Annotated in this window: 11 protein-coding genes; 8 read left to right on the top strand and 3 right to left on the bottom strand. The window is 60.5% G+C overall.

Features of this window, described 5'->3' with window-relative positions:
• The first annotated feature begins 18 nt into the window (after window positions 1–18).
• Genes GJV78_RS08330 through GJV78_RS08295 form a run of 8 tightly spaced genes read left to right on the top strand, consistent with a single transcriptional unit; the run spans window position 19 to window position 12,985 of the window.
• On the top strand, window positions 19–3,087 hold the full coding sequence (locus GJV78_RS08330; RefSeq protein WP_155107896.1) for a virulence factor SrfB: 3,069 nt from the start codon (window positions 19–21) through the stop codon (window positions 3,085–3,087).
• On the top strand, window positions 3,087–5,801 hold the full coding sequence (locus GJV78_RS08325; RefSeq protein ID WP_155107895.1) for a putative virulence factor: 2,715 nt from the start codon (window positions 3,087–3,089) through the stop codon (window positions 5,799–5,801). The genes GJV78_RS08330 and GJV78_RS08325 overlap by 1 nt, the downstream gene beginning before the upstream one ends.
• Window positions 5,795–6,910 (top strand): hypothetical protein, encoded by a 1,116-nt coding sequence (locus tag GJV78_RS08320; RefSeq protein WP_155107894.1) that lies wholly within the window; start codon window positions 5,795–5,797, stop codon window positions 6,908–6,910. The genes GJV78_RS08325 and GJV78_RS08320 overlap by 7 nt, the downstream gene beginning before the upstream one ends.
• Window positions 6,907–8,865 (top strand): vWA domain-containing protein, encoded by a 1,959-nt coding sequence (locus GJV78_RS08315; protein WP_155107893.1) that lies wholly within the window; start codon window positions 6,907–6,909, stop codon window positions 8,863–8,865. Before GJV78_RS08320 ends, GJV78_RS08315 begins: the two co-directional genes overlap by 4 nt.
• Window positions 8,865–9,602, top strand: coding sequence for an ABC transporter ATP-binding protein (locus GJV78_RS08310; protein ID WP_155107892.1), 738 nt, complete (start codon window positions 8,865–8,867; stop codon window positions 9,600–9,602). The genes GJV78_RS08315 and GJV78_RS08310 overlap by 1 nt, the downstream gene beginning before the upstream one ends.
• Window positions 9,592–10,806, top strand: coding sequence for an ABC transporter permease (locus GJV78_RS08305; RefSeq protein ID WP_155107891.1), 1,215 nt, complete (start codon window positions 9,592–9,594; stop codon window positions 10,804–10,806). Before GJV78_RS08310 ends, GJV78_RS08305 begins: the two co-directional genes overlap by 11 nt.
• A 44-nt stretch (window positions 10,807–10,850) precedes the next feature.
• The gene (locus tag GJV78_RS08300; protein WP_155107890.1) at window positions 10,851–12,419 is read left to right on the top strand and encodes an SUMF1/EgtB/PvdO family nonheme iron enzyme; all 1,569 of its coding nucleotides are present in this window, start codon (window positions 10,851–10,853) and stop codon (window positions 12,417–12,419) included.
• 53 nt (window positions 12,420–12,472) lie between these two features.
• Window positions 12,473–12,985, top strand: coding sequence for a GNAT family N-acetyltransferase (locus tag GJV78_RS08295; protein WP_155107996.1), 513 nt, complete (start codon window positions 12,473–12,475; stop codon window positions 12,983–12,985).
• A 209-nt stretch (window positions 12,986–13,194) separates the two neighbouring features.
• On the opposite strand, the gene GJV78_RS08290 is transcribed toward GJV78_RS08295, so the two are convergent.
• From GJV78_RS08290 to GJV78_RS22945, 3 genes are all read right to left on the bottom strand, one after another.
• Window positions 13,195–13,824, bottom strand: a complete 630-nt coding sequence (locus GJV78_RS08290) for a hypothetical protein (RefSeq protein WP_230979101.1) — start codon at window positions 13,822–13,824, stop codon at window positions 13,195–13,197.
• Between the two features lie 239 nt (window positions 13,825–14,063).
• Window positions 14,064–14,705, bottom strand: coding sequence for a hypothetical protein (locus GJV78_RS08285; RefSeq protein WP_230979100.1), 642 nt, complete (start codon window positions 14,703–14,705; stop codon window positions 14,064–14,066).
• A gap of 87 nt (window positions 14,706–14,792) precedes the next feature.
• Window positions 14,793–15,325 (bottom strand): T6SS immunity protein Tli4 family protein (locus GJV78_RS22945; RefSeq protein ID WP_269140464.1); only part of this gene is annotated, 533 nt, incomplete at its 5' end.

The following is a 15,325-nucleotide window of genomic DNA, read 5'->3' as shown; positions in this document are numbered from 1 at the left end:
CCAGGAACGAGTGACGTTATGTTACCTGAGATTATTGCTTATGACCGCCAGGTTACGCTGGTTGGCGATTCCGGGATCCAGTTTATGGATTTTGGCCTGACGCCCGGGCGCTGGCCCGCAGGCGAGTTTGTTAAATTAGCCAACGGCGTACTCACCCGCCTGCTGTACAACGAGCAGCGCGATTACTACTTTTATCAGCCGACGCCTGACGATATCGAAAAGGCCAAAGGCCAGTATGATATCCCCGTCGAGCAGAGCCTTAAGCTGCTGGATGGCGTCTGGCTGCCGCTTCCCCTGTTTCGCTTCAGCCCGCCGAATATCTACCAGGAGGGGCCGCTGAACTGGGCGCGTTTTCGGCTGGTGAAGCTACCGGAGCCGGATATGGACGAGCACAGCCATCGCATGACCCTGGCGATTGATACCCGGATTATGCCCAGGCAGCCGTCGGCAGCCGATCTCAGCCCGAACCAGGAGGACGTCAGCGCCGGTGCCACCTTCGCCGTGGCCACCGCCACCTACGCGCTGAACTGGTATCTGACCCAGGAGTGGATTAAAGAGTGGCTTGTCGAAGTCTATAAAGAGGCCAGCAAAGGCCGCGACATCGACGAGCGCGAACAGGAGCTTGCGCAGCAGTATCCGCTGGCGCACTACCTCAACCTGCTGTCGCTGATGGCGATCCCGGTGGAAGGCCTGCAGACCCAGACGGAGCCTGCGATCGCCCTGCCGCAGTTCCGGGTGATCGCCAACCGGGAAACCAACGCCATCAGGCCGATACCGGTCGACCTGATCCTTGACGTCGGCAACTCGCGCACCTGCGGTATTCTGATTGAAGATCACGGCCAGTCCGGCTCCGGGCTGATGCACAACTACGTGCTAAAGCTGCGGGATCTCAGCGCACCGGAGCACATTTACACCGAGCCTTTCGAAAGCCGGGTCGAGTTCTCCCAGGCCTTTTTCGGCAAAGACCACTGTTCGGTGCGCAGCGGCCGCCACGACGCCTTCCAGTGGCCAACCATCGCCCGCATCGGCGGTGAGGCCGGACGGCTGGCTGCCCGCCGCCGGGGCAGCGAAGGCTCCACCGGCCTTTCCAGCCCTAAGCGCTACTTATGGGATGAAAAGTATTACGGGCAGGGCTGGCGCTTTAACGGCAGCTATGTGCAGGACAGCAACCCGCTGGCGACGGCGGCCCCCTTTGCCAACCTGATCGATGAAAAAGGCGAGGCGCTGCACACCATTGAAGACGAAATGGACCGCATTCCGGTCTTCACGCCGCGCTATTCGCGCAGCGCGCTGATGACCTTTATGCTCTCCGAGGCGCTGACCCAGGCCATCAGCCAGATAAACAGCCCGGAGCAGCGCGTCCGCCAGGGCCATGCCGGAATTCCCCGCCAGCTGCGCAATATTATTCTTACCGTTCCGCCCGGTATGCCGATGGCGGAGCGCTGTATACTTGACGACAGAATGCGGCAGGCGGTGGGGCTGGTGTGGAAATCCCTGCGCTGGCACAGCGGCGAAAACGATCCTTACCTGGACCAGCAGGAGGCATCCACCAGGGACAGGGTCAAAATCCCGCTGCCCGAAATTCGCGTGGAGTGGGATGAAGCCTCCTGCGCCCAGTTGGTCTATCTGTATACCGAGATCAACCAGAATTTCGCCGGCCACCCGGAGTCCTTTTTTGCCGCCCTGGGCCGCCCCGATCGCCAGGATCGGGAAACCCTCTCTATTGCGTCAATTGACATCGGCGGTGGCACCACCGATCTGGTGATCACCGACTACCGGCTGGATCGCAACGGCCACACCGGCGGTGGCACCAATGCGCATATCATTCCCCGTCAGCGCTTCCGGGACAGCGTGAAGATTGCGGGCGATGACGTCCTGCTCGACGTGATTCAGTCCTATATCTTACCCGCCCTGGAGCAGGCGCTGCGCGAGGCGGGAGTCAACGCGGTTGAAACCCTGATGTCCCGGCTGTGCGGCTCGCAGAATATCAGCGCCGCCGAGGCGGTCCTGCGCCAGCAGCTTAGCCTGCAGCTTTTCGTGCCGCTGGCCCTGACGATTCTTGGCCGCTACGAGCAGTTCGATCCCCTGGATGAACAAACCCACCCGATCGTTAACCAGCGGGTCAGCGAGCTGCTGCCCGACGGCAGCCTCCGCGAGGAGGTGGAAAGCTTTGTGCGCCGGGAGGTGCAGAAAGCGGGCGGCCCCGCCGACTTCAGGCTGGCGGACGTGACGCTTACCCTGCCGCTGGCGAAGCTGCATGGCGATCTGTGCGCGGGCAAGTTCAATATCGACAAACCACTCACCGCCCTGTGCGAAGTGCTGGCCTGCTATCAGTGCGACCTGCTGCTGCTCACCGGCCGGCCGTCGCAGCTGCCCGGCATTCAGGCGATTATTCGCCGCAACCTGCCGCTGCCGCCGGGGCGTATTTTAGCGCTGCACGGCTACCAGACCGGAGCCTGGTATCCGTTCCATAAAAACGGCCATATTGACGATCCAAAAAGTACCGCCTCGGTCGGCGCAATGCTGACCCTGCTGTGCGCCAACCACAGCATTCCCAACTTCCACTTCCGCACCCCGGCGCTCAAACCCTACTCGACCATTCGCCATATCGGCATCATCGACATGGACAACCTGATCCGCGATGCCGACGTGGTTTATCGCCATATCAAATCGGAGAACGGCCAGATTTCACTGCCGGTTATTGAGGACGAAGCGGGAGAGAAAACGACCCGCAGCATCGTGATGCGCGGCGATCTGCGGCTGGGCTATCGCCAGCTGGACGCGGAGCGCTGGTCCGCCGCGCCGCTGTATACCCTGCGCTTCAGCGAAGAGGGGCGCAAGAAATTCTCTGCGTCCACCCCCACCGACGGCGGATCGCCCTACCTCAGGGTCAGGCTGACGATTGATAAAGGCAAACGCGCCCACCGGCTGGGGCTGATTAGCGATCGCCTGACCATTGCCGAGGTGAGCAGCAACACCGACAAGTCGTTCAGCAAACGCGATGTGGAACTGGAACTCAATACCATGCCTGATACAGGACTGATTGACAGCCGGCACTGGCTCGACAGCGGGAGTGTTAAAAAGTAATGAATAACGAACAAAAGTCTCTCTCTCAGGGATGGGCGGCCGTCGCCCAGGGCTGCCTGGAGGCGCTTGACTGGGTCGATACCGTCCGCACCGGCTCCCGTCGTCTCGATAACGAAGCGGATAAACTTAACTTAAACCTGCTGCGTACCCGCAATCTGGCCACCAGCCTCGCGCAGGTGGCCACCACGCCGATGACCGTCGGCTTTTTCGGCATCTCCCAGGCGGGTAAGTCGTATCTAATCTCGGCGCTGGCGGCGGGCAGCAACGGCGCGCTGGAAGCCAACTACGGCAGCCAGCGGGTGGACTTTATCAAGGAGGTCAACCCGGTCGGGGGCGGAAAAGAGGCCACCGGCCTGGTCACCCGCTTCACCCGCCAGGCTCCCGACGCGCCCGCAGGCTTTCCGGTTCCCCTGCGCCTGTTCAGCGAAATCGATCTGGCGAAGATCCTTGCCAACTCATGGTTTAACGACTTTAACCACGAGCAGATGAGCTATCAGTTGGACGAGCCGCGCATTGAAGAACGGCTGCGCCCTTTTCTGCAGCAGACGGCGCGGCCAAAAGCGAATAACGGCGTCAGCAGCGAGGACGTGGTGGCGCTGTGGGAATATCTCAACGCCTCGTTCAGAAAGTCCGTGGAGAAGCTGGAGCACGCCTACTGGCCGCAGGTGCTCAGGCTCGCGCCGACGCTCACCCCGAACGAACGGGCCGAACTTTTCTCACTGCTGTGGGGCGAACAGCCCGCGCTGACGGAGCTTTATCGCTCGCTGGCAAACGTGCTGACGAGGCTCGACCACGCCCGGCTGGTCTTTGCGCCGCTGGAGGCGCTCATCGATCACAGCGGCGGCAGCATTATGAATGTCGACAGCATTAACCGGCTTGGCTCAGGCCAGGATCGCGGCGTCGAAGTCCGCTACTGGAAGGAGGCGCAGCAGTGCGGCAGCGCCACCCTGACCCAGGCCGAACTGGCCGCGCTGACGACCGAACTGATTTTCCCGCTGGCGGAGATCCCCGACGGTAGCGTAATGGAGCAGGTCGATCTGCTCGACTTCCCCGGCTATCGCGGCCGCCTGAAAATCACCGCCCTTGAGGAGGCCGGACGGGACGGGCTGAACCCGATTTCGCAGCTGCTCCTGCGCGGCAAGGTCGCCTGTCTTTTCGAGCGCTACACCGACAATCAGGAGATGAACGCCCTGGTGGTGTGCGCCAGCTCGGTGAAACAGAGCGATGTCGCCGACGTCGGCCCGGTGCTCAACCGCTGGGTGGAAAAGACCCAGGGCAGAACGGCAACAGAGCGCGAAACCAGCCGTCCGGGGCTGTTCTGGGCGATCACCATGTGCGACATGCGCATCAACAACAGCCTGAAGCACAGCGAAAGCCAGCTGAAAGAGGGCTGGGAAGGGATGCTACATATGACGCTGCTTGAACGTTTCGCCCACTACGACTGGCTGCAGCAGTGGGCACCGGAGCAGCCGTTCAGGAACTGCTTCCTGGTGCGTAAGCCCGGCCTGGATAACCCCTTCCTCACCCTGGAAAACGTGCCCGGCGAGGAGAAGCTCAACGAAGTGGCCTTTGCCGAACGCTATCGCGAGGTGCTTGAGGTGATGGGCCGCACCTTTATCAGCGGGAAGAACGTCCTCCGCCACGTTGCCGAACCGGAGGCCGCCTGGCGGGCGATGCTGGCGCTGAACGACGGCGGCATCTCCCGCCTGACCGACGCCCTGCGCGGGGTCGCTCATCTGGACTTTAAGCTGCAGCGCCTGCGCGAACAATTGCAGCAGTGCCGCCAGAAGACGGGCGACGAGCTTCTCGGCCGCTGGTACGAGCAGGACGGTGATGGTCAGAAAGCCAAAAAGCAGGCCATCGCCCAGGCGCTGTGGCAGGGCTTATCCAGCGGTGCGCGGGGCATGGGGGAGCTGCTCAATCGTCTGGATCTGCCGACCCGCGAGCTGAACAACATCTATCTGAGCATTCGCGAACAGACCGAGGAAACGCCGACCGTCGGGGATGCCGCCCCCGAACCGACGCTGGCCGCTAACCCCTTCGGTGACAACCCGTTTGGCGCGAATCCCTTTGGCGATGCCCCCTTTGCCACCCCGGACGTCGACGCGCCGCCTACCGCCACGCAGCCCGCCCCCGTGCCGGAACGGACAGGCCAGGACGACGAGTTCGCCCAACAGGCCTTCAAGGCGTGGGTCTCCCACCTGCGGGAGCTGCCGCTGCAGACCGCATCCTGGCATCAGGCGGGCCTGAACGGCGAGCTGATCAACCTCCTCTGCGAGGAGCTGATTACGGCGGCCACCCGGCTGGATCTGCCGGGCACGCTCAGGCGCGCGCTGGCGGGCCAGGAGCAGGCCAACACCCGCCGCGAGCAGCTGATGGCGCGCCAGGTTCTGCGCGCCCAGCTGGCCATCCGCGACTTTATCGCCTGGTTTGGCTATCTCTCTCTGCCCCAGGAACAGGTTCCCAACAGCTACGTGGGCAACAAGGGCAAAGTTTTTGCGCATCCGGCACCGCTTATCAACGACGAGCTGCCGCAGCTGCCTCCCCTCGCCTCTCAGCCCGGCCTCGCCTGGATCGGCGACTGGCTGTCGGCGCTGATGAGCGTCATTCTGGACAACGCGGGGCACACCGCCACGCGCGATATCTCCTTCGAACATAACCGACAGCTTGGTCAAATCATCGGTAACCTGAAACAAGAGAACACCTCATGCTAGCTAAAATGATTGCCAGCCAGCCGGCAGTGCCGGGCACAGCACAACTGATGGTTCGCCTGCGCGGCGAGCGGTCGGTGCTGAGCAACCTGACCTTCACGCTTTGTAATAATGAGCACTACTATCTGCAGCCTGACGGAGGCTGGAGCCCGGCACCGCACTGGTTTACCATCGACGGCGGCTACCCGCTGACCAACGGCTCCGGTTTTCATATTGGCCCTTCCCTGCTCGATCCGCTGCTGGAGAACGCCAGCCAGGTGCAGATCCAGCTCAGGCTGAACTCCGGCGAAATGCGCAGCACCACGCTGCAGCTGGTGCGCGACGAGCTGCTCTCCTCCAACGCTCGCGGCCATACCGACAGCTACGGCGGCAGCAGCGTGCTGGCTGCCCCGGAGCCGGCCCCGATCGCTGAAGCGCCGGCGGCCCCCGTTGCCGAGGCGGTGGTTGAACCGGCCGCTGAGTCGGTGATTGAACCGGCCGTTGAGTCGGTGGCTGAACCGGTAGCTGAACCGGTGGCATCGACCGCGCCAACCGCCTCGTCCGGCGCGGATAAGGCCAAACGCGGCCCGTCCCGCCTGCCGTGGATTATCGCCGCCGCGATCGGGCTGATTATCCTTATCGTTGCCCTGCTGTGGTTCACAGACCGCAGTTCGACGCCGGACGCCCCGACGCCGCCCCGGACCGCCGAACCGGCAGCCCCGGCTCCCGCCGAACCAGCCGAACCAGCCGCACCGGCCGCGCCGGAGACGGCGGACCAGCTGACGGCCGACGCCTGTTCAGCAGAGAACCTGGCCCGCCTGGACGAGCTGGAGTTTGTCCAGAATTGCACCGGTCAACAGCTGGACAGCGACGGGCTGCTGGCGGTAATTCAGGCGGCGAAGGAGGCGAAGAAATGCGGCGTGGCCCAGCGCCTTTACGCCAACCGCGCCCAGGGAGGCGACAGCAAGGTGGCAATCGCCTACGCCGGTGAATATGACCCGGAATTCCATCACTCCAGCGAGTGTTTCAAAGATCCCGATCCTGACACCGCCGCCTACTGGTATGAGACGGCGCTGCAGACCGATCCGGACAACCCGCTGGCCAAACGCCGCCTGGAGGAGTTAGGAAAATGATAACGCGGCCTCTTCGACTGGCTCTGACATTATGTGGCCTGCTGCTCGGCGGCCACGCCCTTGCCGCGGACGGCGACAGGCCGCTATTGCAGGAAGGGAAAAAAACCTTATACCAGCGCGTGCTGACCACGCCCGGCTGCCGGCTGGGAAAAACCGCCGGCGACGATCGGGGCGTGCTACAGCCCGCCTTCAGCAGCCTGTACGTTTACCAGACGGCCGAGGTGAACGGCGAGCGCTGGATCGAGGTAGGTCCGGACAGCTACGGCACGATTAGCGGCTGGCTGCCCCACGCCTGCACCGTTGACTGGAAAATGCAGTTGACCCTGGCCTTCACTAACCCGGCCAACCGCGATCGCCTGCTGTTCTTTAAGCAGCGGCAAAGCCTGGATAAGATCCTCTCGGCCCCCGACCCGGTCTCGCTGGTGGCCCCGCTGCGCGCCCGCCTGAAGCGCGAGGGCCACGCGGAGGGGGTGCTTGCCCAGGAGCCGGAATATTTCGTTGACCTGCAAAAGCAGTTTTATCTGCTGCCGATCCTGAGCGGCGAAGAGGTGATGACCGAAGACGGCTTCTACACCCGCCTGCTCAACGTCGCCTCCGTCAGCAAGGCGGAAGCGGCCCGCGACCGGAAAGAGGACGTCAACCAGTTGAAGGGGTTCAAGGCCTCCGTGGTCTTCGTCATTGATTCCACCATCTCCATGGGTCCCTATATCGAACGGACCAAAACGGCGGTGCGTAAAATCTATGACAAGATCCAACAGGAGCATCTGCAGGACCAGGTGAAGTTTGGCCTGATTTCGTACCGCTCAAATACCGACGCGGTTCCCGGCCTCGAATACCGGACGAAAATCTACGCCGACCCGAACCAGGTGCAGGACGGCGATGATTTTTTGCGGAAGGTCGCCGGGCTGAAGGAGGCAAAGGTCTCCAGCTCCCTGTATGACGAAGACGCCTACGCCGGGGTCATGTCCGCCATTGATAATATCAACTGGAACGCCTTCGGGGCGCGCTATGTGGTGCTGATCACCGACGCCGGTGCCATCGACGGCAGCAACGCCCTGTCGGGAACCGGCCTCGACGCCCGCCAGCTGCGGCTGGAGGCGGGCAACCGCGGCATCGCCATCTATACTCTGCACCTGAAGACCCCCGGCGGCAAAAAAAACCATGCCAGGGCTGAAAGCCAGTACCGGGATCTCTCCAACTTTGACAGCACCCAGTCCAACCTTTATCAGGCGGTGGACGCGGGCGATCTGCACATCTTTGGTCAGCAGATTGACGCCCTGGCCGCGGCCATCGCCGGGCAGGTCAAGGCGGCCTATATGGGCGATCCGGCCATCGGCAGCGCGCTCTACGCCAAAGATGAGGCTGACCGGCGGACAGCGGAGCAGAAGCTGCTGGAGGATACGGCGCTGATTGGCCACGCCATGCAGCTGGCGTGGCTGGGCAAAAAGAATGACACCCAGGCACCGCTGGTGTTTAAGGCCTGGATCAGCGATCGCGATCTGATTAAGCAGAATATCCCCACCACCGACGTGCGCGTACTGCTGACGAAAGGCCAGTTGAGCGACCTGAGCGACGTGGTGACGCAGATCCTGCAGGCCGCCAACGAAGGCATGATCTCCCCGGGCAAAATGTTTGAGCGGCTGCGGGCCGTTGCCGCCACCATGGGTGCCGATCCGAACCAGCTCAGGCAGCAGGATAACGCGCGGATTAACGAGCTGGGCGTGATGGGGGAATATCTTGCCGATCTGCCCTACCGCAGCGACGTCCTGAACCTGGATGAGGAGACATGGAAAAGCTGGGACGGCCTCTCCCAGGAGAAGTTTATCCGCACCCTGTCGGTTAAGCTGCGCCACTATCAGAAATACAACGCCGACGTTGACCGCTGGGTGGAGCTGACCAAAGGCAGCGATCCGCGCGAGCGCGTCTACCCCGTGCCGCTGGAGATGATGCCCTGATGCTGCGTATTGACGAATTAGCCGTCGTACGCGGTAAGGGCGCTCACGCGCACCGGGTATATCTGCCGCAGCTTAGGCTGCGGTCGGGCCAGGTGGTGGCGGTCACCGGCGAAAGCGGCTGCGGTAAAAGCACGCTGCTGGAGGCCATCGGCCTGCTGCTGCGCCCCGAGGGCGTTGCCCGCTTCGAGCTGGGCGACGCGGCGCGGCGGGTGGACATCGCCGCGCTGCTGAACGCCGACCGCCAGGCCGGGCTGGCCGACGTGCGGGCCAGGCGGCTCGGCTTTGTTCTGCAGAACGGCGGTCTGCTGCCCTACCTGACGGTGCGGGATAACATACGCCTGCCCGGCCAGCTGCTGGGGGCCACCCCGGACCAGGCCCTGCTGGCGCGGGTTATCACCGCCCTGAAGCTGGAGCCGCTGCTGGCGAAATACCCGTCCCAGCTCTCCTTTGGCGAGCGGCAGAGAACCGCCTTCGCCCGCGCCATCGCGCATCGACCCGAGCTGGTGCTGGCCGATGAGCCGACCGCCGCGCTCGATCCTGTTAATGCCCGGCGGCTGTTTAGCCTGTTTATCGATCTGGTCCGCCAGGAGGGGATGATGGCGCTGGTCGTATGCCACGACCGGCCGCTGGTGCAGCATTTTGAACTGGCCTGCCTGATGGCCCGCCCGGACCACGATGCGGCGGATCGGGAGAGCCTCCCGGCGCAGGCGCAGAGGGGAACCCATTTTGTCTTTTAACCGTCTTCTGCTGCTGGGTCGCCTGGCGCTCCAGGATCTGTGGCACGACCGCATTATCTCTTTTTGTACCATCTCTTCGCTGGTTGCCGTTATCGCCCCGCTGCTGCTACTGTTCGGCCTGCGCTTCGGCATTGTCAGCCAGCTCCAGCAGGATCTGGCTAACGATCCGCGCAACCTTGAGATCCGTATGCTGAGCAGCGGCAGCTACGAGCCGCGCTGGGTCGGGCAACTGCGCCAGCGCGCCGACGTGGGGTTTGTCATCGGGCAGACCCGCTCCCTGAACACCCTCGCCGATCTGCAAACCGACGGCAGCCACTTTATCGAAAACGCCGAGGTGATCCCGACCGGCGACGGCGATCCGCTGCTGGGCAGGCTTACGCTGCATCGGCCAGCGGAGGTGATTTTAACCCAGGAAGCGGCGCGCAGGCTGGCGGTGAAGGTCGGGGAGCCTGTGGCCCTGCGGGTAAGCCGTCAGTTTGAAGGCCGCCGGGAGTGGGGGCGCGCCACCCTGACCGTAGCCGGTATTTTACCGGCCACCTACTTTAACCGCCCGGCCCTCTTCACCCGCCCGGAGCTGCTGCTGAGGATGGAACATTTCAGGGATGGCTATGCGGTTCCTGAACTTGGCATCAGCAGCGGCGCGCCCCTTAACGACAGGCCGCCGCGCTATGCCCGCGTCCGGCTGTACGCCAGCGATATCGATCGGGTTGCCGGGCTGGAGCGCGATCTGCGCGCTCAGCGCATCGAAACCGCAAGCCGGCTGGCGGATATCGAAAACGTCAAAAGCATCAACCGCGTGCTCGGCGTTATTTTTAACACCATCGCCGCCACGGCGCTGATCGGCTGCATCGCCTCGCTGGTTGGCTCCTTTATCGCCGGCGTTGACCGTAAACGTAAGGATATTGCTGTACTGCGCCTGCTCGGCTTCACCGGCCCGGCGGTCGGGCTGTACGTTATCGTGCAGGGCTGCCTGCTTAGCCTGCTGGCGTACGTCGGCGGCTACGGGATTTACCTTGGTGCCAGCCGGATTTTTAACCAGTCGCTGGCCGGCAGCCAGGCCACGGATCGGCTGCTTTGCCAGATAACGCCGGGCCACAGCGCTTTCGCCCTGGCCCTGACGCTCATCGTGGCGCTGCTGGTGGCCAGCATCGGCGCGTACCGGGCCATCCGTATCGAACCCGCGCAGAGCCTGCGCGAGGTGTGATCCTCCCCGTTGTTTATTTAATTTGTGCTTAGCGGAGACCGTGCATGACTTTTAACCCTTTCTCATTGCCCTCCTGGCTCGCCCTCGGCCTGCTCGTCGGCGTCTCGCCCGCGCTGGCGGAACCCTGGGCTGGCAACCTCTGGAACCCCAGGCCGGACGCCGATGATATCGTCCTGCCGATGCCGTGCGAAGGCTCGATGGCGTTTCGCCGGGTAGCGATCCCAACGACAGGCCCGCTTGACGATCTCCCCATTACGCTGGGCCAGGACGGCGGCGACTGGGGCGTCGTCGAGCACAGCTATCCGGCCTTTATCGCCGGTAGCTTTACCGACGCTAAAAAGGACCAGGGCCGCTACTATCTGATGGCCAAATATGAGCTGACCGCCCTGCAGTACCAGGCCTTAATGGACGACACCTGCCCCACCCCTTCCCGCCGGCTCAGCGTACCGGCAACCGGCATGAGCTGGTTTGATGCGGTCAATGCGGCGAATAAATACAATCAATGGCTGCGCGCCCACGCCGCCGACCGGCTGCCGGCGGAAGACGGTAAGCCCGGTTTTTTACGGCTGCCGACCGAGGTGGAGTGGGAGTTTGCCGCCCGGGGCGGCCTGAAGGTCAACAGCGCCGAATTTCGGGACATCCACTATCCGATGGATGATATGAAAAACTATGAATGGTTTTCCGGCGCGCAGTCTTCTAACGGCAAAGTGCAGCTGATCGGCAGGCTCCAGCCGAATCCGCTGGGTCTGTACGACATGCTCGGCAACGTTTCGGAGATGATGTTCACCCCCTTCTATCTCAACAAGCTGAACCGTCTGCACGGCCAGGCCGGCGGCTTTGTTGTACGCGGCGGCAGCTTCCGGACCGGCCAGGCGGAAATCCGCAGCGCGGCCCGCAAAGAGGTGAGCTACTACGCCGACACCGCGCCGTTCACCAGCAGGGAGACGGGCCTGCGCCTGGTGCTGGTTGCCCCGGCGATTACCTCGACGGATAAGGTCAAGCAGCTCGAAAAAAGCTGGGAGAATCTGGGGGCGGAAAGCGGGAACAGCGCTCCCGGCGCGGGAGAGAACCGGGACACGGCGAAGACGCTGGGCAGCCTGGCCTCCGGCGTCGACGACGCGGCCCTCAAGCAAAAGCTGAAGGCACTGGAAAACCAGCTGCGCGCCAGCAATCAGAAGCAGCAGGAGGAGCGCGCCCAGTCCATTCGCGCCAGCCTGAACCTCGGCTCCTTTCTGTGCACCAAGCTACAGGACGACGGCCGCTTCCTCGACTTTTTAAACCACAACTATACGCTGCTGTGTCAGGACAAAGAGGCGGGCGATACCCACTGCGCCACCCGCAAGGCCAGGCTGGGCGAACAAGCGGACAGGCTTCAGCAGCTCACCGGCTATTACGCCAGCAGCCTGGTTGACTCTGCGGCCCTGTACGGCGAGGAGAGCCTTAAGCAGGAGGTCGGGGTGTTCGATAAAATGCTTTCGCTCAACAAGCGGCTCACTGGACTTAAGCCGTTTCTGGCCGCACACTGGCAAAATCAGCAGGCGTACCTGCAAAACGGCAAGATTGATACGGCCGGATGGCTGGAGAACTGCAAAAAAACGGCAGCCGGGCATTAACGCCGTCATCATGGTTCACGTTCACCAACGGCATGAAAGTAAGAGGTTGTACCATGCTCATCCGTCACGCCCGCCCGGCCGATGCAGAACGGCTTTCGGCGCTGGCTATGCGCACGTTTATTGATACCTTCGGCGGCGATAACAGGCCAGAGGATATGGCGCTCCACTGCCGCTTAAGCTACTCCCCGGCGCGACAGCGCAAGGAGATCGACAACCCTGGCTGGACCACGCTGGTCTGCGAGGAGAGCGGCGAGCTGGTCGGCTATGCCCAGCTGCGCCAGGAGGAGTTTCCCCCCTGCGTGGGGAGTGACAGCGCCGGCGAGATCCTCTGTTTTTATCTTGATAAAGCCTGGCACGGCCGTGGGCTGGCGCACCGGCTGATGGTCGCCTGTCTGGATGCGTTCCGCCGCAAGGGCGTGGAGGTCGTATGGCTCGGCGTCTGGGAGCGCAATCCCAGGGCCATCGCCTTTTACGCCAGGGAGGGATTCCGGGAGGTGGGCGAGCATATCTTTCAGCTCGGTGACGATCCGCAGCGGGATATTATCCTGACGCGCCGCCCAGATTGACCCGGCGCAGCGGCCCTGCCCCGCCCGGGGCCGCTGCGGCCAGCCCCGCCTCCCTGAAAAGGCTCTCCGACGTCCGTGGGCGGCGCGAAAATCAGCCAGGGCAGGCAAACTTTCCGGTTCCTCAGCGTAGGCAGCCCGCGACAGGCAAGGCGTTCCGGATGCAGGGAGCGCGCCGTGAGCGCAACATACAGCAGCTCCTTGCCACCTGACTACCGCTCTTCGCCCGTTACGTCTCCCGACGATTGACCTGCCAGATACTCCCGCCAGGAATAGCCTGCCGGTGAGACGCCGTGCCAGTAGCCGGCTTTGTGAACCACACCGGCACAGGAAAATGAATACCCCTCTTTATAGGGCGTTCTTAACAACTCGACTTCGTAATCGACGCCATTATAGCTAAAAAGAATCAGAAAATAGTCAACTATGGGTTTTAATGTTCTCTGATCAAACCTTGTTCGCAAATACTCGTAGGTAAATCCATCTTTCATCAAATGAAAAAAATCCTGTTCGTCTATTCTCGCCAGATTAATTAAATTCGGCTCCTGCCTGACCGAATCTTTAATTACTTCCTGAACCTTCAGCATAATACTAAAATCATTAAGGTTATCGACAGGCGCATACTCTTTATTGATAAGATGCGCATCATCAATTTTTATATATTGCGAGGTTTTAAGCCATTCGCTGGCATCAAACCATTTTTTCTTGCTCGGCCACTCAGGATCGTCCTCACTATCTGGCGTGACAAGAACGTACATCTGATACTGCTGTTGCCACATATAATATCCGCCACAGCTACAAACAGCCAAAGAAAATATTAAGACAAACCATTTTATTCTTGTCATCTTCCGCTCCATTGGGTTGACATGTTTTATTGTCAGCTTTCCGGTAAATTATTTCCACGGCAATTATCAGCAATCTGAATTTATTCTGCCTGCCAGCTCTGTCGACCTCCAGAAAGCGCCCTCTGTTTACGCCTTCCGCATCGGCGACAGCAGATTTTCGAAATATATGGCGCGTCCTCAGGCGAGCGAAGAGTTCAGGGTATAGCGCTGTGATTAGCGATATTGTCGTTATTTATAAGCTACCGAACTCCGCCTGCTGCGTCGTCCGGCGCTTTACCGGCCAGACGATCCCGCCAGGAATAGCCTGCCGGCGAGACGCCGTGCCAGTAACCGGCTTTGTGAACCGGGCGGCCATAGTTCATAAAGATAAATCCTCCTTTATATTTTTCTCTCAACAGCTCTACCTCATAGGTTTGATTATTATAAGTAAAGGAAAACAGAAAGAAATCTTCCGTCGGCCTGAGCGTCTCATGATTAAACGACGTTCGTAAATATTCACAGGAGAGGCTATTTCTCACTAATCTGGAAAATTCGCCGGGTTCCATCTCACCCAAAGGTCTCAACTCAGGTTCAGAATGGATCGATCTTTTCACCGCGTCCTGGATACGCCGCGTTATGCCAATATCATGCACGTTATCAACAGGAGCATATTGAGTATTTAATAAATAGTAGTCATTAATCTTCACGTACTGGGGCATTCTGAGCCACTCACTGGCATCAAACCATTTATGTTTACCCGGCCACTCGGGATCGTCTTCACTATCAGGCGTGATGATGACGGCCATCCGGTAATTTTCCTGATGCATATAACTTGCTCCAATGACCAATGGGATAATAATCAGAGCTAATGATATTATCCAGCTTCGGCGTGACTTTAGCATGAGTTCTGCTCCATGGTATCGTCGTAACGATTTTAACTTTATCCATTATCTTCCGTTGGAGAAAAGAGAGAAAATTATTGATAACCGTTATCGTTTTTTAATCGAACTGACTATGCGCTCAGCCATTTTTTCCAGTTCATCCTTGTCCATTGGCGGGTTGTCTTTCGCCTGCCGGCTGTCACGCATAACATAAAATAACAAATCGGGTTCGTCAGAATTATGACCTTTAACAAAAGCAACATAACCATAATCAACTTCTTTACTAAACCGGGTGAATTTTGCAAAGGCGGCAACAGCCTTGCGATTATCTATCTCAGGATAGCTGAACTTGTTGCCGACTAATTTTATATCGCGAAAGGAATGTCCATAGCGCCTGTTAATAAAATACGTCACGTAATCTTCAGCCTTCATCTTAGCATCAGGCCGTTTTTCTCCTGGCCCCGGCGTGGGGCCAAAATCCTGGAAAAACAGAGTCACATCCGGATGGTTTTTTAGCCGGTAGGTCACCCCCATATTGCGCGGCTCATTGCCGGAATCGCCCGCAATAAAGCCGTAGGGCAGACAAAACCCCTGTTCTGTCGGAACCTCATATAGCTTACGGGGTCTGAAACGCTTAAGCA

The sequence above is a fragment of the Intestinirhabdus alba genome (genome assembly GCF_009711095.1).
Classification (GTDB): domain Bacteria; phylum Pseudomonadota; class Gammaproteobacteria; order Enterobacterales; family Enterobacteriaceae; genus Intestinirhabdus; species Intestinirhabdus alba.
The sequence above is the reverse complement of the archived record's forward strand: the minus strand, read 5'-3'. Positions and strand labels throughout refer to the sequence as shown.